Below are 17,650 nucleotides of genomic sequence, written 5' to 3'. Positions count from 1 at the left end.
GCCCCCGCGCGCCCGTCGACGATTCTCCGCCGGCCTCCGGCCGGGGGTGTCCCCGTGCTTCGCTCACTCATGCGGCGAGCCTCCCCGGGTGCGGGGCGTCCGAATCCGGGCAAGCGTGGAGGGAGGGATCCGGGCAAGCACGGGGGAGGGAGGTGAAGGCCGTGGAACCGACCGTTGCCGAACTCCTGGACCGGTTCGGCCGCACCTACGCGGAGGAGGCCGGGATCGCGCTGCGTGACAAGCCCTCGCCGCTCTACCGGCTGCTCGTCCTGACCGTGCTGTGCTCGGCGCGGATCGGCGCCGGCACCGCTACGGCGGCGGCCCGGGAGCTGTCGGCCGCCGGACTGCGGACCCCGCGCGCGATGGCGGACGCCCGGCGCGGGACGCTGATCGCCGCCCTGGGCCGGGCCCACTACGTGCGCTACGACGAGAGCACCGCCACGGCGCTCGGTCAGGGGGCCGGGCTGCTGCTCGACCGCTGGCACGGTGATCTGCGGCGGCTGCGGGAGGAGGCCGGCGGCGAGTCGGAGCGGATCGGCGAGTTGCTCCGGGAGTTCCCCCGGATCGGGCCGGTCGGCGCCGGGAACTTCCGGCGCGAGGCGCAGGCGGTCTGGCCGTCGCTGCGGCCGTACGTCGACGAGCGGGCGCTGGCGGAGGCCCGGAGGCTCGGGTTGCCGGGCGAACCGGACGGGCTGGCGGCGCTGGTCGGGCCGGGGGACCTGGCCCGGTTGGCGGCGGCGCTGACCAGGGCGAGCCTGGCGCACGTGGGGGCCGGGTGAGGGGCGGGTCGGCCCGTGCCAAGTGAGGGCTCGACGGTCCGCGAGGGTGCGTGCCGGGTCAGGCCATCCAGAAGAAGACCGCCGTCATCCGCCGCTCGGCCAGGTCGGTGCCGTAGTAGCCGGTGGCGCTGTGGATCAGGTTGGCGTGGTAAAGGAGCAGCTGGTTGTAGCGGTTGGGGACGCGGACGTCCTCGGTGAAGTGGTCGGCCGGTACGTGGCGGGTGCCGAGCGCCTCGACCAGGTTGTTGTGCGGGGCGTTGACGAGGTTGCCGCCGAGGCGGCCGCCGGGGAACTGCTGGCGGTAGAAGCTGGTGCCGGCGTCCTTGGGGGCGCCGGGGCTGAGGTAGAGGACCGCGGCGTAGCGGCAGAGCGCGCGGGAGTCGGTATGCGGGCGGGGCTCCGACTCCCCGGCGCCGACGACCTGGACGCAGTTGTGGTTGAGGGTGCCGCCGCCAGGGGTGCTCTGCACCCAGAGCCGGGAGGCCCCGGTGGCCTTGCGGACCAGCGACTCGACCCGGGCCAGCTCCTCGGGTTCCAGGCCCGGCATGGTGCGCAGTCCGGGCCAGGTCTCGGGGCGGTGCGGGTAGCCCTCGGTCCAGTCCCCGCGGGCCAGGCAGCGCTCCCGGACGGCGTCAGGGTCCGGCAGCACGTTGTCCAGGACCCAGTAGTCCCGTCCGCGGGTGGGTTTGCGGTAGGGCAGGACCGGCAGGGTGGTGGGCCTGATGGGCTGTGAGGGCATGGGCCGACCATAGAGGCGGTGATCGCCAACCTTCTGCCGTGAGCAGGTCAACCTTTCGTCAAGGGTGACCAGGCAGGAAACCCGGCCGGGGCTGCGGTGCGAACCCGCTGCGACTTCACGTGAACAGAGCCACTCGTCCTCCGGTTGGCCGCCCGAGGCTTCCCGGGACGGCCAACCAGGCGAGGCCCTATCCGGTGTGGAGGGCGAGGGTCGGGGAGAGGCGGGAGGCCCGGACGGCCGGGTAGAGGCCTGCCACCGTGCCGATGAGCAGGGTGGCGGCGAAGCCCCCGGTGACGGCCCACGGGGGGACCACCCAGGGCAGGCCGCCCGAGACGGCGAAGGCGTAGGTGGCGGCCGAGCCCAGGGCCACGCCGGCCAGCCCGCCCAGTCCGGAGAGGAGGAGGGACTCCGTCACGAACTGGAGGCGGATCTGGCCCCTGGTGGCGCCCAGGGAGCGGCGCAGCCCGATCTCGTGGCGCCTCTCCAGTACCGAGATGATCATCGTGTTGGCGACCCCGACGCCGCCGACCAGGAGCGCCACCCCGCCCAGCCCGAGCAGGAGGTCGGTGAACGCCCCCTCGGTGGCGGCCTTGGCCTGGAGCGCCGAGGAGGGGTCGGTGACCTGCACGTTGTGCGGGTTCTGCGGGTCGACGGTGCGTGGGATCAGCTCGCGGACCGCGCCGACCGTCCGGTCCGTCGACCGTTCGTAGATCTGGGTCGGATGGCCGTCGAAGCCCAGCAGCGTGCCGGCGCCGTCCCAGCCGACCAGGGCGGCCCGCTCGATCTCGGGCGCCAGCGGCAGCGGGTCGAGGATGCCGATGACGGTGAAGTACCGGCCGCCGATGTGGACCTGCTGACCGGGGGCGGTGATGCCCAGACGCTGGGCCGCGACGTGTCCGAGCACCGTCGACGGGTAGCGCCCGTTGGCCTCGTTGAGCCAGGTGCCCGAGCCGACCGCGCCGCGCACGACGTCCAGCAGTCCTTCGGTGGCGGCCTTCACGGTGATGCCGCCGGTGTCGTCGCTGGGGATCTTCTCGCTGCGCCGGACGGACTGCGCCAGGTCACCGGTCGCGCCGACCTGCTCGACCCCGGGGACGCGGCTCAGCATGCCGATCGACTCCTCGGGCAGCTTCACCTTCTCGCCGAACAGCCCCTGGCCGGGGGAGGCCACCAGCAAGTTGGTTCCCAACTGGTCGAGCTGCCTGAGGAGTTGGGCCTTGCTGGAGGAGGAGATGCCGACCACCGCGATCATGGTGGCGATGCCGATGGCGATGCCCAGCGCGGACAGCACCACCCGCAGCGGGCGGGTGCGCAGGCCGGCCGAGCCGACGTGGAGGACGTCACGGGGGCCCAGCCGGGCCGGGGAGAGCCGTGCGCGGCTCATCGCTCCCCACCCCGATCGGCCGGGTCGGCGGCGCCGGTGCGCAGATCCGCCACGACACGGCCGTCGCGGATACGGACCTGGCGCGGCAGGCTGTCGGCGATCTCGCCGTCGTGGGTGATCACCGCGATGGTGGCACCCTCGGCGTTGAGGTCGTGCAGCAGTTCCATCACCGCTTCGCTCGAGGCGGAGTCCAGAGCGCCGGTCGGCTCGTCGGCCAGCAGCAGGTCCGGCTCGCCGACCACCGCCCGGGCGATGGCCACCCGCTGCCGCTGGCCGCCCGACAGCTCGTGCGGACGGTGGTGCATGCGGTCCGCGAGTCCAACCCGCTCCAGGGCCACGGCCGCGCGCCTGCGGCGCTGGGCGCGCGGCAGGCCCGAGTAGAGCAGTCCCTCGGCGACGTTGTCCTGGGCGCTGACCCCGGCCACCAGGTGGAAGGACTGGAAGACGAAGCCGATGTGCCGGGCGCGCAGGGCGGAGAGCCGGCGGTCGGAGAGGGCGGCGACGTCGTGGCCCGCCAGGGTGACGGATCCGGCGCTGGGCCGGTCCAGGGTGCCGACGATGTGCAGCAGGGTGGACTTGCCCGACCCCGAAGGGCCGACGATGGCGAGCAGTTCGCCGCGTCCGATGCGCAGGTCCACCTCCTGCAGCGCCACGACCCCGCCCGGATACTCCTTGGTGACCTGGTTCAGTTCGACCACGGCGCTCATGACTTGGGTACCCCGACCTTCATTCCCTCGGCCAGGCCGGTCCCGCTGACCTCGACCCGGCCCTGTCCGAACATGCCGAGCTCGACCGGGACTTCGCGCACCTTCCCGTTCTCCACGACCTGGACGCCGAAGCCCCCGGCGGACAGCGCGAGCAGTGCGTTGACCGGTACCGTCAGCACGTCCTTGCGGACCTCGCCCTCGAGCTCGACGGTGACCGGCGCCTGGTCGAAGCCCTCCGCCTGCCCCGGGTCGTCGAAGACCACCCGGGCGGTGATCTTGGCGGGCTTGTCCGGGGAGCCCTGCTCCTTGCCGTCCTCACCGATGGTGCGGTCGACGGAGGCGACCTTGCCCTTGGCCCTGCCGCCGCCGGGCAGGGCGACCTCGACCCGGGTACCGGGCTTGGCGAGGTCGGCCCGGGAGACCTCGATCTTGATCTGCACCTGCCGTTCGGAGCCGGTGGTGGTGAGGACCGGCTTGCCGGGAGCGGCCTGGTCGCCGACGGCCGCATCGTTCTTCTTGATCCGCACCGGACCGGGCGAGAAGGCGATCTGCTCGGGGCCGATCTCGCCGGTTTGCGCCAGCCCGTGGGCCTTCTGCCAGCGCTTGACCGCTTCCGCGGTGCCGGGGGTGAACTCCTCGTCCGCGGCCAGCCCCTTGCCGTAGCCCAAGGCGCGGAGGTTCTCCTTCAGCTGTTTGACGTCCGGCCCCTTGTCGCCGGCCTTCATCGTCCGGTACGCGGGGCGCTCGCCGTCCATGAGCCGGACCTTCCGGCCGTCGACCTCGTAGAGAACCCCGTCGCGTTTCACCACCGCGCCGGCCTCCGGGAGCCAGGTGAGGGTGCCCGGCACACCGGCGTTGAGCCGGCGCTCCTCGGCATAGCCGAGGGTCCCGTCCACCTGGGTCCGGCTGCTCAGGTCCTGTCGTTCCACCGAACCCGTGCTCGGCGGCAGCCCGTCCGTGCGGTCCGCGGCGGCGCTCCCGCCGCCGGTCTGCGAGAGGGCCGTGACCCCGCCCACCAGCGAGACCGAGGTGACCAGCGCGGCGACCAGCAACGTTCGGCGGCTCCGCCCGCGCTCACTCCGCATTCTGACCACTGCACGCCTTGTTCGCCTTGTCGAACCTGTCCTTCTCGGCGCCCTCCGGGACCTTCATCGCCTGCCCGGACATCGCCGAGTCGCCGTCGAACTTCGGGTCCGGCATATCCACACCGTTACCGCGCATGCACCGGGCGAATTCGAGTGCCTTGTCCTTGTCGGCCTGGGACATCTTCGTGCCGCCCGAGCCGCCGACTCCCCCGCAGGCCTTGAGGGCCTCCGCCATCTTGTCCTGCCCGCCCTCGAGGACCAGGCCCCGCGGGTCCTGGCCCGGCTCCGGCTCCTTCACCTGGGCGCCGTGTTCGCGCAGGCACTTACGGTGCTCGTAGGCCCGGTCCGCCGCCGCGCCCTTGCCCGACGAGTCCGAGCCGCCGCCCCCGCCCGTGCCCGTGGCGCCTCCGCCGCAGGCCGCGGTGAACAGCGCCATCCCCGCCACCAGCACGGCCGCCGCGCCGTACCTGTGGTTCCGCATGTGGTTCCGCATGGAATTCCTCCGTGTCCGATTGCGAGTGACCGACCACCGTGTCCGATACCGGGTGGCCGACCAGGCAGAGGCTGGCACGCACCCGCATTTCGCCGCTGTCAGCCGAGACCTTTACGGCGACGAAAGGTGGTTTTCAGGTACACCTGATGTCATGCGTGTACTGATCGTGGAGGACGAGGAATTCCTGGCGGACATGATCGCCGAGGGATTGCGGCGCGACGCCCTGGCCGTCGACGTCGTGTACAACGGCGCCGACGCGCTGGAGCGGCTGCGCTTCACGGACTACGACGTGCTCGTGCTCGACCGCGACCTGCCCGGAGCGCACGGCGACGAGGTGTGCCAGAGCGTCGTCGAGCAGCGATTGCTGACCCGGGTACTGATGCTCACCGCCGCCGGCACCGTCCGCGACCGCGTCGACGGCCTGGACCTGGGCGCGGACGACTATCTCACCAAGCCGTTCGCCTACGAGGAACTGCTGGCCCGGGTACTGGCACTCGGCCGCCGCACCCACCCCGCCCTTCCACCGGTCCTCGAACGCGAGGGCATCACCCTCGACACCGCTCGCCGCCAGGCCTTCCGGGAGGGCCGCTACCTCGCCCTGTCCCGCAAGGAGTTCGGCGTACTGGAGGCGCTGATGCAGGCCGAGGGCGCCGTGGTCAGCGGTGAGGACCTGATCGAGCGGGTGTGGGAGCGGAACATGGGGTACCGCACCAACGCGGTCCGGGTCGCCCTCAGCAAACTCCGCGCCAAGCTCGGCGAGCCCTCGGTCATCGACACCGTGCCCGGCCACGGCTACCGCATCGGCGTCCCGGCATGAGGCGCTCCGCCCCGGTCGGCCCGAACCGCCCACCGCTGCCCGGCCGACCACGCCCGCGGCTGCCGGGCGGGGAGCGGGGCCGGCTGACCATGCTCTACGGCGGGCTGCTCGTCCTCGCCGGGGCCATGCTCATCGTCCTGGTCAACTTCCTGGTCCGGGAGAGCCTGTACACCTCGATCAGCACGGCCGTCGCCGTCGAACCGCGACTGGCCACACTGGCGACCCCGGACCCCGCCGCGGCGAAAACCCTCATGGTGGGAACTGCCGCACCCGCGAACGCTCCGCCCGGAACCACCCCCGCCGACGGCGGACAGTCCCACTTCCAGGCCGTCAAGGTCGTCACCCAGGCCGCCGAGCAGGCCGCCCGGAACCAGCTGCTGACCGTCTCCCTGATCGCTCTGGCCGCCTTCGCCGTCATCTCGATGGCACTGGCCTGGTGGATGTCGGGGCGGGTGCTGCGCCCGGTGGCGGTGATCACCAACACGGCGCGCCGGCTCTCGGGTGAGAACCTGCACGAGCGGATCGCCCTCGACGCACCCCCGGGCGAGCTCAAACAGCTCGCCGACACCTTCGACGCCATGCTCGACCGCATGGAGCAACTGGTGGGTGCGCAGCAGCGGTTCGCGGCCAACGCCGCACACGAACTGCGGACTCCGCTCGCGGTGCAGCGGGCCGCGGCCGAAATCGGGCTGGCCACCGAGGACCCGGCCGCCGTCGCCCGGGTCCGCCGCAAACTGATCGAGGTCTCCGAGAGCAGCGAACGGCTCATCGAGGGCCTGCTGCTGCTGTCCGTCTCCGATCAGAGGCTGGACCATCGCGAACCGGTCGCACTGGACCGGCTGGCCCGCGCGGTGGCCGCCGAGTGCGCCGCCTCGGAGGAAGCCCGAGCGAACCGCGTCACCGTCCGGACCGACACCGCCCCCGTGTCCGTCGAGGGTGATCCGGTGCTGCTGGCACACCTGGTACGCAACCTGGTCGGCAACGCCCTGCGCTACAACCACGACGGCGGCCGGGTCGAGGTCGGCGTGCGCGACGGTGTCCTGGAGGTCGACAACACCGGCCCCCAGGTGCCGTCGGAGACGGTTCCCTACCTCTTCGAGCCCTTCCGCCGCCTGCAGGAGCGTCGACACGGCCCGCGTGAGGGCGCGGGCCTGGGCCTGTCCATCGTCGCCTCCATCGCGCGGGCCCATCACGCCGTCGTCACCGCCGTCCCCGGCAGCACGGGCGGACTGCGGGTCCGGGTCGAATTCCCCGCGGCCTGATCCGGCTGCTGGGGGCACCCGTACGTTCTTCGAACAGTGCCCGCACTCTTGGAACAGTGCCCGCACTCTTGGAACAGTGCCCGCACCGGACGGCCCTCGAACAGCGGGCCCGCAGCCTGCCCGGGGCCGCGTGATGTCCGCAACCCCGGGCCCGGTGGCGCCCGCAGGAGAGTGCGCACCACCGGCGGACACGTCACAAGCGCGCGTTCTACGCGGTCGGGTCCCACTCCGCGAGCTGCTCCATCGGCTCGGTGTCGCCGGTGTTCTCCAGGCTGTCGAGCGGGACGCGCGCGTAGAAGTAGAGGACCAGTTCGCTCGCCGCGCCTCGCATCACCAAGTCGCCCGGCTCGGCGTCGGCGGCGAGGTCGTCGCAGCGGACACCGTCGGCGTCGAGGGTCAGGCGCCAGGAGCGGCCCTCGATCGCGTGCAGGTCGATGGTCGCCGGCTTGAACGGCCAGGGGACGGTCGTCGCCGACACGGTCGTCAGGAACTCGTCGACGCCCTCGACCGCGACGTCCGTCGGCAGCGGCTGTGCGGCGCTCTGGGTGAGCTGGACGTCGTAGGTGTGGACGGCGAGCTCCTGGATCTGGTGCCGGGCCAGGGCTCCGCTGGTCTCCGGGGCCTGCGAGCGTCCCCACCAGGTCCAGCAGCCGCGGTCCGGGCCGGCCTCGCGCAGCGCGTCGAGCATGAGCTCGGTCGACTCGGCGAGCCAGGCGTCCAGGGCCTCGCGGTCGCGGGGCGCGGTCGGGGCGCCCTTCGGGGACGTCTTCGCCGGGGGCTCCGCGCCCGGGCCCGCCGCGACGATGGCGGCCTGGCGGCGGCGGCCGTCGCCGAGGTGCTGCGCCAGTTCGCGCAGCGTCCAGTCCGGGCAGCTCGGGACCTGGACGTCCAGGTCGGGGGCGGACGCGATCGCGGCGCGGAACGCGGCCGAGCGGTCGTCGATCAGCCGCAGGACCTCGGGGAACTCCACAATGTTTTGCACGTCGGTTGTGTATCACGGGGCTTCGGCCGCCGGGTAGCGATTTTGTCGGGCGACGACGACCGAAGCCCCTGTGCGAGCGGCTCCCCGGTCCACTCCTCCATCGCCACGAAACGAGTCCGGCCCCACCGCGCACGCGATGGGGCCGGAACCCGAAAGACCTTCAGCAAGCGTCCAGGACAAGCGGGTCGGGACGCCCCGGCTACGCCTTGGTACAGGTGGGGTCGGCCTCCGGCAGGCGTCCGCCGGCCAGGTAGGCGTTGACCGCGTCGTCCACGCACGCGTTGCCGTACGTCCCGTAGAGCCCGTGCTGGTCGGCGCCCCGCAGGGTCAGCAGCCGGGAGCCGGGCAGCAGCCCGTGCAGCGCGACGCCGTCCCGGTAGGGGGTGCGCGGGTCGCCGGTGGCGGAGAGGATCAGCACCCGGGCGTCGCGGCGTACCTCGGTGGGCGCCTCGCGCGGGGGGTCCAGGAAGGCGCACGGGGAGATGTTGTCGACCAGCGGGCCGGACAGCGGGTACCGGGCGCGGTCGCGCTCGATCCGGCGCCAGTAGTCCTCCGGGTCGCGCGGCGCCGTACCGTCCGCGCACAGGATGGCCTGCGAGATGCTGCCGGCCTGCGACCCCTGCGGGGTGAACAGGAAGCGCAGCATGGCGGCGGTCCCGTCCGAGGGGGTGACCGGCCGGCCCTCCGCGGCCTCGGCGAGCATCGCCGTCAGCTCGGCGAGGCCCGCCCGATCCGCGTCGGAGTCGCCCGCGAGGTTCATGAACACCACCATCGGCACCCGGGTGTCGTCGAGCTCGAAGGCGTCCGCGCCGGCGCCGACGACGAGCGGGCGCGCCGCGGCCGCCCGGACCGTCCGCAGCACCCCGGCGACCACCTCCTCGCGGGTGCGGCCCAGCCCGTACGTGCCGTGGCGGGCCGCCGCCCAGTCCGCCCAGTCGGCGAACGCCCGCTCGCTCTCCGGCACCATGTTGGGGAGCAGCGCCGGCCCGGCGTGGGCCGGGCTCAGCGCGCTGTCCAGGACCACCCGGTCGTAGCGGCCGGGGAACATCTGGGTGTACACCGTGCCGAGGTAGGTGCCGTACGAGAGGCCGAGGTAGGAGATCCGCCGCTCGCCGAGCGCGCCCCGCACCACGTCCATGTCCCGGGCCGCGTCGCGGGTGCTCGCGTGCGGCAGCAGGTCCCCGGCCGCCGAACGGCACCGGGCCGCGAGGTCCCGCTGGAGGGCGACCTGGCGCTCGAAGGAGGCCCGGCCGGTCCCGGAGGAAGTGATGCTGAAGCCGATCGGCCAGCCGCAGTCGAGGGGGGCGCTGCGGCCGACGAAGCGCGGGTCCAGCCCGACGACGTCGAAGCGGGCGGCGGTGTCCTTCAACGCGGCGTGCACCCGCGGCGGCGCACCGAGCGTCGGACTGCCGGGGCCGCCGTCGTTGAGCAGCAGCGTGCCGATCCGGTGGCGGGTGTCGGTGGCCTCGATCCGGGAGAGCGCCAGGGTGACGGTGCGTCCGCCGGGGTCGCCGTAGTCGAGCGGCACGGTGACCTCCGCGCAGCGGGCGCCGGCCCGTTCCAGCGCGGCGCCCTCCTCGTCCTGCGGGCCCTGGACGCAGCTGTGCCAGTCCGGGCGCTGCTGGTAGTAGCGGTCGAGCCCCCGGGGGATGCCGGCGGCCTGTGCGGCGGCTTCTGCCGGTGCGGTGGCGGCGGCCCCGGTCAGGCCGGCCACGAGGGCGAGAGCGGCCGCGGCGGCGCGGCGGCGGAGGTAGGTCAAGACGTCTCCTCGGCGGTGCGGGGCCCGGTCCGGGCCACCTCCGTACAGGACGCGTTCGGGGCAAACAATATGACGGTCCGTCGGAAAAAGCTTCGCTGACGACGAAGCCGGGCGGGCGCAGCGGCGGGATCAGGTTTGCGGCGCGGGCGCAGGAGCCGTACGGGCGCGAAGCAGCAGCGCCAGCCCCAACGCCAGGTCGACGGCCACGTCCAGTGCCTGCAGCCAGTCGGCCGTCCTCCCCGGTGAGTAGATCTCCAGGTAGTCGGCCAGCGCGTGCAGCAGCACCAGCGGCCAGACGCTCCCGATGTACAGCCGTGCGCCGCACAGGAGGAAGCCGAACGCGCCGGCCTCCAGCACCTGCCACAGCGTGTTGCCCAGGGGCGCGTCGAAGAACAGCCAATTGTCGAGGTGCCCGACCCCGAACAGCACCGCCGTCAGCGCCCCCGCGCGCACCGGGCCGAGCGGCCGTGCGACCTCCAGCACCAGCGCCCGGCTGCTCAGCTCCTCGCTGACCCCGATGGCGAGCATCAGCACCACCCCGCCCGCCAGGGTCGCCGTGCCGCCCTCGATCCCGGGCAGCGCCGCCAGCCCCGCCAGCACCGTCACCGGCAGCAGCACCGGCCAGCGCGCCATCACCCCTGGGCCCGCCACCCCGCCGGCCGCCAGCAGCCCCCAGGCCCGGAGCAGCGCCAACGCCACCGCCGCGCCCGCCAGATTGACCACGGTCGGCCCCAACTGCGGGAACCACCCCGGATCCAACGGCGGCAGCACCTTCGCCACCACCACGATCGTCGCCTGCCAGACGACCGCGACCCCGACCGCCCCCGCCACCGGATACCGGCGCACCTGGCTCCCCCACCGCGTCAACACAGCTCGATGGTAGGCACGAAGCCGTCAAGTCGGCGTCAGTTCACGTGAGTTGGGCCAACAAGTTTGCTGATGATCCTTCAGGTTCCGGCCCCATCGCGTGTGCGATGGGGCCGGACTCGTTTCGTGGCGGCGGGGGAGTGGGTTGCCGTCCCGGCCTCCCGAGCGGGGGAGGCCGGGCCCTTCGGTGTGCGGTGCGGGCGTGCGGTGTCAGCGTGCGTCGCGCAGGAAGACGGACCGCTCGACGGACTGGTGGCCGTTCGACGCCGCGCTCACCCGGATGTCCACGTCGGTGCCGTCCTTCGGGGCCTCCTTGAACGTGGCCCGGAAGGTGTACTCGACCGTGTTGCCGTCGCGGACGCCCGGCACGTTCGGGTCGACCGTGACCAGGCCGCAGTGGTCCTTCAGCTCGACCGGCTTCCACACGTCGCCGACCCGGGCCTCCACCGTGACGTCGTTCGTGGTCAGCGCGTCGGAGCTCCACACGGCCACCCGGGGGCGCAGGCCCGTGGTGCCGTCCGGCGAGGAGACCCGGAAGCTGAACGGGATCGGGTCCGTGGTGACCACGCCCTTGGCCGGCGGCATCACCGAGAGCATCTGCGGGCTGTGGCTGTCGACGACGGTGGCGTTCAGTTCGGCCTTCGCCATGTCGCGATAGTCCTTGGAGTGCGGCACGGGGGCGTCCGCCTCGATCGTGATCCGCCCCGGACGGTTGGCCAGGGACAGCCGCATCCGGTACTCGATGGTCCGGCTCTGGCCGGCGGCCAGGGTGAAGGCCGCGTCGTCGGCGGTGCCCGCGTAGTCCATCCCGCCGCCCTGGCTGAGGTGGTCGAGCTTCTTCCAGCCGGAGGCGTCCTTGCGCTCCAGGGTGCCCTCCGCCATCGCGAGCACCATGGTGCAGGGCGCGCCCTCGTACTGCTGGGTCGACACCACCGGGGCCACGCTGCGGGTGCCGGTGGCGTCGTTGTTCTTCCAGGTGACGGTGAAGGGGACCAGGTCGTTCAGCCCGATCTTCCCGCCCTCGTGCAGGCCGCCGAAGGTGATGCCGATGCCGTTTCCGCTGGACTGGGCGGGGGCCTTCGGTGCGGCGGGCTTGGCCGGGGCCTTCGCGGCGGCCTTGACGTCGGTCCCGGCGGCGGGGGCGGGTGCGGCGGCGGCCGGGGCCGCCTCGGTGGTCGGCGTGGCCGGGGTGGTCGGGACGGCGCCCGCGCCGGGGGTGGCGGAGGAGGTGACGGCCGGGGTGGAGGCGGGAGCGGAGGCGGCGACGGACGCTCCGCCGTTCGTCGGGCCGCAGGCGGCGACACCGACGGCGGCGACGACGGCCAGCGGGACAATCTTCGCAATGCGGGCGATAACGGACGCGTTCATGTGACAGTCCCCCCAAGGACACGTGGTGATGAAGGTGATGGTGATCGGGTGAACGGGCGCCTGATGTCGCGCCCCGGGGAGCCGGCCCGAGCCCCCCGGCTCCGCCGGCTCGCTCTCCCCGCCTCTCACCCTGATAGACGTCCATCCCCCCGGGGGGTTGCAGGTCGGTTCGAAGAAATTTTCCGCGGACTTCGCCCGGAACGCCGAAAGGCGCCGTGACCAGGGGAGATCCCCGGTCACGGCGCCTCGACGGCCCTGCGGCGGCACGTACGACAGGTCGAGCCCATGGCGCGGTCAGCGCGCAACAGCCCTCCCCGGCGACCGACCGGCCGACCGCACTCGGCCGGCCGGTCGCGAAACGCACAGCCTTCCCAACCGGCGCCGCTCAGACCACCGCCCCGTTGTGGTCGCGCCCCCGCGCCGCGCCCGCCGCGTGAGGCGTCCGTGCCTCCCTCGCCTCCCGCGGTCGGTCCGGGAACCGCTCCTGGAGCAGCACGACCACCGGCATCGCGGTGAACACCGTCGACGCCGTGCCTATCAGGACCCCGGCCAACAGCGCCACCGAGAAGTCGGCGAGCGAGTCGCCGCCGAGGGCCGCCAGGGCCACCAGGACGAACAGCGCCCCCATGCCGGTGTTCACCGTCCGGGGGAGGGTCTGCGCGACGGCGCGGTCCGCGAGGTCCGCCCAGCTCGCCTTCGTCCCGGTCCGGCGCAGCTCGCGCAGCCGGTCCAGGACTACCACCGTGTCATTGACCGAGTACCCGACGATGGTGAGCAGCGCGGCGAGGAAGACGCTGTCCACCGGCTTGCCCAGCCAGGCGAAGAGGCCGAGGACGAGCAGCAGGTCCTGCGCCATCGCGAGCACCGCGGCGGCCGCGAAGGCCCACCGGAAGCGGATCGTGAGGTAGAGCAACTGGGCGCCGACCGCGAGCCCGAGCGCGGCCAGCGCGTAGCCCCGCAGCTCGCTGCCGAGGCTCGGCCCGATCAACTCGTCGCGCTCCACGGACAGTTCGCCGGTGACGCCGGTGAGCGCCGCCCGGATGCGCTGCTGCTGGTCGTCGCCGGTCTCCTTGGTGCGGACGGACACGCCGGTGTCGCCGGTGGTCTGCACCACGGCCTGCGGGAACCCGGCGCCGACCACCGCCGCGCGGGCGGCGTCCGCGTCGACCCGCTGCGCGGCCGTGTACTGCGCCACCCGGCCGCCGGTGAACTCGACACCGAAGTCCAGGCCGCGCCCGCCGATCCCGGCCAGGGCGAGCAGCAGCAGGCCGGCGCAGGCGCCCAGCCAGCGCCGCCGGTGGCGCATCAGCCTGGGCGGCCGCCGGGTCAGCCGGGTCCGGAGCCGACCGACGGTGGCCATGCCGGTCAGGGTGGGCCGCCGGACGACGGCGGGCCGGCGCACCGCCCACTCGGCGAGCAGCCGGGTGATCAGCATGGCCGAGAACATCGAGGCCAGCACGCCGATCGAGAGCGTCACCCCGAAGCCCTTGACCGGGCCGGTGGCGAACACGAAGAGCAGACCGGCGGCGAGCAGCGTCGTCACGTTGGAATCGGCCACCGCGCTCCACGCCTTCGCGAACCCGACGCGGAGCGGACGCCGCAGGTCGCGCTCCTTGCCGGGGCCGGCCGCCCGAGGAGCGGTGTACTCCTCCCTGGCCCGTTCGAAGACCAGCACGTTGGCGTCCACCGCCATGCCGATGGCGAGCACGAAGCCGGCCAGCCCGGGCAGGGTGAGCGTCGTGCCGAGCGCGACCACGGCGGCGTACGAGATCAGTCCGTAGAGGGCGAGAGCGACGGTGGCCAGCACGCCGAGCAGGCGGTACACCGCGATGATGAAGGCCCCGGTGCAGAGCAGGCCGACGGCCGCGGCCAGGGCGCTGGCCCGGATCGCCTCGGCGCCGAGGGTGGGGCCGACGGTGCTCTGCTCGATCACCGTCACCGGGACGGGCAGGGCGCCGCCCTTGACCAGGGCGGCGAGGTCGCGGGCCTCGTCGGCCGAGAAGCCGCCGGTGATCTGCGTCGAACCGCCGGTGATCCCCTGCCCGCAGAGCACGCTCTCCTGGACACCGGGGGCGGACAGGACACGGTCGTCGAGCACGATGGCGACCCGGCGGGCGGGGTCGGCGGGCGCGGCGCACGCCGCCTCCCCGGTGAGCCGGGCCCAGGCGTCGCCGGCCGAGCCGCGGAAGGAGAGGTCGACGCTCCAGCCGAGGCCCGTCCGGGTGTCGAGGACGGCCGAGGCGTCCTTGACGCCGTCGCCGGTCAGCGCCGGCGGGCCCAGCCGCAGGTGGCCGCCGGGGAGGCCGGGGTCGGCGAGGACCCGGGAGCCGTCCGCCGAGGGGGGTCCGGCCGGGCCGTCGGCGGTCGCGACGACGGGGTGGAAGGTGAGCTGGGCGGTGCGGCCGATGACCCCGGCGGCCTCGCGGGGGTCCTGGACGCCGGGGAGTTCGACGACGATGCGCCGCTCCCCGGCGCGGGCGAGCGAGGGTTCGACGACGCCGAGGCCGTCGACCCGGCGGCGCAGCACCTCCAGCGCCCGGTCGGTGGCGTCCGCGTCGGCGCGGGCGGTGGGCGAGTCCTGGGTCTCCAGGACGATCCGGGTGCCGCCGCGCAGGTCGAGGCCGAGGCGGGGCGGGGTGGTCAGGGCGATGTAGAGCGAGACACCGACGACGGCGAGTGCGACGAGCGCGCGCCAGAACGCGGTACGGCGAGAAGGCATGGGTACTCCACGGGCGGTCCGCGGGAGCCGGGCGTCCTCGGGGGGACGCCGCACCCGGGACGGGCGGACGCGAGGGGACGGCGCGCCGCCGGGAACACTCCGGGCACGGTGGCCGGAGGCCTCCCGTCCGGGCCGCGGGCAGGCCGCGGCACCCGGGTCGGCGGGCGCGATGGGACGTCAGCTGGACCGGGTGGAGGGGGGACCGCGGGTGTGGCGGGGGTCGTAGCGGTCGGACGGCGGCGCCCGCTCCTGGCGCGGCCCCGCGGCGTACAGCCCGGGCCGGAACCGGGGGGCGTCCGTCCGGGCGACCGGAAGCACGGCCGGCGGGAGCGCGGGCAGCCGGACACCGGGCTCGGCGGCGGCCGTCTGCCGCTGGGCGACGTCGGAGCCGGGACGGTCCGCGGAGCGCCGGACCTCCGCGCCCGCCGGACCGAGCCGTACGGCGGCCGAGGCGGCCGGGGCAGTGACGGCGGGCGGCGCACCGAGGGCCGGCTGCGCCGCGCCCGTTGCCGTACCGAGGAGGACCTGGCAGACGGCCCAGGCCGCGAGGAACGCCCAGGACAGCGCGGCCGCCGCGGTCCGACGCACGCGTCGCTCCACTCCGGCCCCCTCCCCGCTCGTGCCGTCACCCGGTCCCGTCCGCAAGAAGCTCTCACTGTAGGCGACGGCGCAGCCGCATGGGGAAGTTCGGGCGGCGGACCGGAGCGGAGCGGACCGGCGGGGGCCGGGGTCACGGTCCGGCGGGGGCCCGCACGGTGCTCTCCATCAGTGGGCCTCCTCTGCAGTGCCGCCCGCGCACCGCACAGGGGCAGGCGGTCACTTTCGGCATCGGTGGCGAGCTGTCAGTTCTCCGGGCCGCCTCCGCGCAGGCGGGGCCGATAAGCGGGAGTCTCGTCCGTGGATCGTGTCGGACGAACTGTGGAAACTGATCGAGCCGTTGTCGTACCGACGGCCGGGGCGTCCTTCGGCGGGGTGCTCGTCCCGGCCTCCCGAGCAGTGGGAGGCCGGGCCCTTCGAGCTCCCCCGAAGCACGCTCGCCGAGCGCCCGCCACCACCGGAGACCGAGGTGGCGGCGTCCAGGCACCGTACGCAGCACGGCCTCATTCGGCATGTGGATGAGCGGCACGATGCCCCACCGGCGCTGCACCTCGTTCTTGGTCCTTCGCAGGTTGCGCGGCTCGGGCCGGGCCTCGTCCGGGGTGAGCCGGATCGCCCCGGACTTCCGCTCGGCGATGTCCCGCCAGCTCGGCTTGGGCATCCGGTCGTTCAGCAGGGTCGGCTCGGTGGTCATCTGCTCGCGCAGCTCGTCGACGAAGACGGCGGCGTCCATCGGGTGGTCGACGGCGTACGGCGGCGGATCCGCTCGGTCAGGTCCGGCTTGCGCCGGCTGCGGCTCTCCGTACGCCGTTGCGGATCCAGTGCCGGTTGCCGGCACATGCCAGGGCCGGACCGACGAGCATGGACAGCATCCACAGTGCGACGCTGGCGGGTGAGTAGATGTAGTACTGCCATCGATTCGGCAGCAGTGCCGGCAGGAGAAGGAGCGCGATCAGTGTCACCCAGGTCGTGAGCACAGTGATCACTGCGCGCGACGCCACAGCCACACCGTTTCCTGGTGCCACGTGTCCCCCTGGCCGAGTTCGGAGCGGATCCCGGAGCGGATCCCGCCCATCAAGTTTGAACGTGTTCAATATAGTAGCGCGGCTGCGGGGCGGTCGGCGGCCGGTGCTGCCGACCGCCCCGCACGGGGTGCTGGCCAGGGCGGCGGAAACCGGAGTGCGGAGCAGGGCGGGCCCCGTACGGCCGGTCGGCGCGACGGGCTCAGCGGAAGTCGCCGGCGTGGTCGACGGCCCACTGGGCGTAGGTGTGTGCCGGAGCGCCGGTGATCTTTTCGGCGATGGCGGAGGTCGTGGCCGCGACGCCGTCGGCGGCGGCCCACTGGCTCACGATCGCCTCGGCCACGACCGGATGCATGGTTCTGGCGACTTCCGCGCGAGCCTGCTCGTCGGAGATGTGTTCAACCCGGATGTGACGGCCGATGGCCTCGCCGATGTGCTCGACCTGGCGTTGCAGGGTCAGGGACTCTGCCCCGTAGACGGTGTAGGCCTGGTGCGAGTGGCCCGGTTCGGTCAGGGCGGTCACCGCCAGCGCCGCGATGTCCTTCTCGTGCACCGGTGCCGACTGTGCGAGTGGACGGGGAAGGCAGACGACGTTGTCGGTGCGGATCGATTCGGCCCACCAGGTGCGGGTGTTGGTCGCGAACGTCCCCGGCCTGAGGAACGTCCAGTCCATGCCGGACCGTTGGACGGCCTGCTCGATCGTGCGGTTCAGGCGGGTGACCGGGTGGTCGGCGTCGGGGTCCAGGACGACCGACACCGACGAGAGCAGGACCACCTGCCGGATCCCCGCGGCCGCGGCCGCAGCGGCGACCTTCTCGATGTTGTAGGGCTTCCGGGGGTCGAGCATTCCGTACAGGAACACCTTGTCGGCACCGTCGAGCGCTGCGGGGAGCGTCTCGGGACGCTCCAGGTCGGCGACGACTGCTTCGCACCCGGGCGTCGAGCCCACGCCCGGGGTCCGGCTGACCGCTCTGACCTGCTCACCGGCGGCCAGCAGGCCACCGGCCACATGACGACCGACGTTGCCGCGGGCGCCGAAGACGACTGCCACCATGATGGAACCTCCTGCT

At 73.6% G+C, this 17,650-nt stretch carries 16 protein-coding genes; 3 read left to right on the top strand and 13 right to left on the bottom strand.

What is annotated here, in order from left to right; all coding sequences use genetic code 11:
• Window positions 1-161 precede the first annotated feature (161 nt).
• Window positions 162-779: an endonuclease gene (locus ACFVUY_RS38510; protein ID WP_387736754.1), complete on the top strand. Its 618-nt coding sequence runs from the start codon at window positions 162-164 to the stop codon at window positions 777-779.
• A 58-nt stretch (window positions 780-837) separates the two neighbouring features.
• On the opposite strand, the gene ACFVUY_RS38505 is transcribed toward ACFVUY_RS38510, so the two are convergent.
• From ACFVUY_RS38505 to ACFVUY_RS38485, 5 genes are all read right to left on the bottom strand, one after another.
• Complete coding sequence (locus ACFVUY_RS38505) at window positions 838-1,518, bottom strand: DUF6445 family protein (protein WP_387736753.1); 681 nt, start codon at window positions 1,516-1,518, stop codon at window positions 838-840.
• A 187-nt stretch (window positions 1,519-1,705) separates the two neighbouring features.
• The gene (locus ACFVUY_RS38500; protein WP_387736752.1) at window positions 1,706-2,902 is read right to left on the bottom strand and encodes an ABC transporter permease; all 1,197 of its coding nucleotides are present in this window, start codon (window positions 2,900-2,902) and stop codon (window positions 1,706-1,708) included.
• Window positions 2,899-3,609, bottom strand: coding sequence for an ABC transporter ATP-binding protein (locus ACFVUY_RS38495; protein ID WP_387695665.1), 711 nt, complete (start codon window positions 3,607-3,609; stop codon window positions 2,899-2,901). The genes ACFVUY_RS38500 and ACFVUY_RS38495 overlap by 4 nt, the downstream gene beginning before the upstream one ends.
• Entirely contained in the window at window positions 3,606-4,694 is a 1,089-nt protein-coding gene (locus ACFVUY_RS38490) for an efflux RND transporter periplasmic adaptor subunit (protein ID WP_387736751.1), read from the bottom strand. The genes ACFVUY_RS38495 and ACFVUY_RS38490 overlap by 4 nt, the downstream gene beginning before the upstream one ends.
• Entirely contained in the window at window positions 4,684-5,130 is a 447-nt protein-coding gene (locus ACFVUY_RS38485; RefSeq protein ID WP_387695661.1) for a hypothetical protein, read from the bottom strand. Before ACFVUY_RS38485 ends, ACFVUY_RS38490 begins: the two co-directional genes overlap by 11 nt.
• A gap of 208 nt (window positions 5,131-5,338) precedes the next feature.
• On the opposite strand from ACFVUY_RS38485, the gene ACFVUY_RS38480 reads away from it, so the two are divergent.
• Window positions 5,339-6,004, top strand: a complete 666-nt coding sequence (locus ACFVUY_RS38480; protein WP_387695659.1) for a response regulator transcription factor — start codon at window positions 5,339-5,341, stop codon at window positions 6,002-6,004.
• 89 nt (window positions 6,005-6,093) lie between these two features.
• Window positions 6,094-7,266: a sensor histidine kinase gene (locus ACFVUY_RS38475; protein WP_387736777.1), complete on the top strand. Its 1,173-nt coding sequence runs from the start codon at window positions 6,094-6,096 to the stop codon at window positions 7,264-7,266.
• Window positions 7,267-7,474: 208 nt separating this feature from the next.
• On the opposite strand, the gene ACFVUY_RS38470 is transcribed toward ACFVUY_RS38475, so the two are convergent.
• The 8 genes from ACFVUY_RS38470 to ACFVUY_RS38435 form a co-directional block, all read right to left on the bottom strand.
• Entirely contained in the window at window positions 7,475-8,248 is a 774-nt protein-coding gene (locus ACFVUY_RS38470) for a maleylpyruvate isomerase family mycothiol-dependent enzyme (RefSeq protein WP_387736750.1), read from the bottom strand.
• Window positions 8,249-8,447: 199 nt separating this feature from the next.
• Window positions 8,448-10,007 (bottom strand): alpha/beta fold hydrolase, encoded by a 1,560-nt coding sequence (locus ACFVUY_RS38465; protein ID WP_387736749.1) that lies wholly within the window; start codon window positions 10,005-10,007, stop codon window positions 8,448-8,450.
• Between the two features lie 129 nt (window positions 10,008-10,136).
• On the bottom strand, window positions 10,137-10,877 hold the full coding sequence (locus ACFVUY_RS38460) for a CPBP family intramembrane glutamic endopeptidase (protein WP_387736748.1): 741 nt from the start codon (window positions 10,875-10,877) through the stop codon (window positions 10,137-10,139).
• Window positions 10,878-11,084: 207 nt separating this feature from the next.
• Window positions 11,085-12,242: a hypothetical protein gene (locus ACFVUY_RS38455; RefSeq protein WP_387736747.1), complete on the bottom strand. Its 1,158-nt coding sequence runs from the start codon at window positions 12,240-12,242 to the stop codon at window positions 11,085-11,087.
• Between the two features lie 385 nt (window positions 12,243-12,627).
• Window positions 12,628-14,961, bottom strand: a complete 2,334-nt coding sequence (gene secD, locus ACFVUY_RS38450; protein ID WP_387736746.1) for a protein translocase subunit SecD — start codon at window positions 14,959-14,961, stop codon at window positions 12,628-12,630.
• A 177-nt stretch (window positions 14,962-15,138) separates the two neighbouring features.
• A complete protein-coding gene (locus tag ACFVUY_RS38445) occupies window positions 15,139-15,549 on the bottom strand; it encodes a hypothetical protein (protein ID WP_387694396.1) in 411 nt (136 codons plus the stop codon).
• Between the two features lie 779 nt (window positions 15,550-16,328).
• Window positions 16,329-16,544, bottom strand: coding sequence for a hypothetical protein (locus ACFVUY_RS38440; protein WP_387736745.1), 216 nt, complete (start codon window positions 16,542-16,544; stop codon window positions 16,329-16,331).
• A gap of 238 nt (window positions 16,545-16,782) precedes the next feature.
• Window positions 16,783-17,634 (bottom strand): NAD(P)H-binding protein, encoded by an 852-nt coding sequence (locus tag ACFVUY_RS38435; protein ID WP_387736744.1) that lies wholly within the window; start codon window positions 17,632-17,634, stop codon window positions 16,783-16,785.
• Window positions 17,635-17,650 lie beyond the last annotated feature (16 nt).

This window comes from Kitasatospora sp. NPDC058063 (assembly GCF_042885395.1).
Lineage (GTDB): Bacteria > Actinomycetota > Actinomycetes > Streptomycetales > Streptomycetaceae > Kitasatospora > Kitasatospora lactacystinica.
The sequence above is the reverse complement of the archived record's forward strand: the minus strand, read 5'-3'. Positions and strand labels throughout refer to the sequence as shown.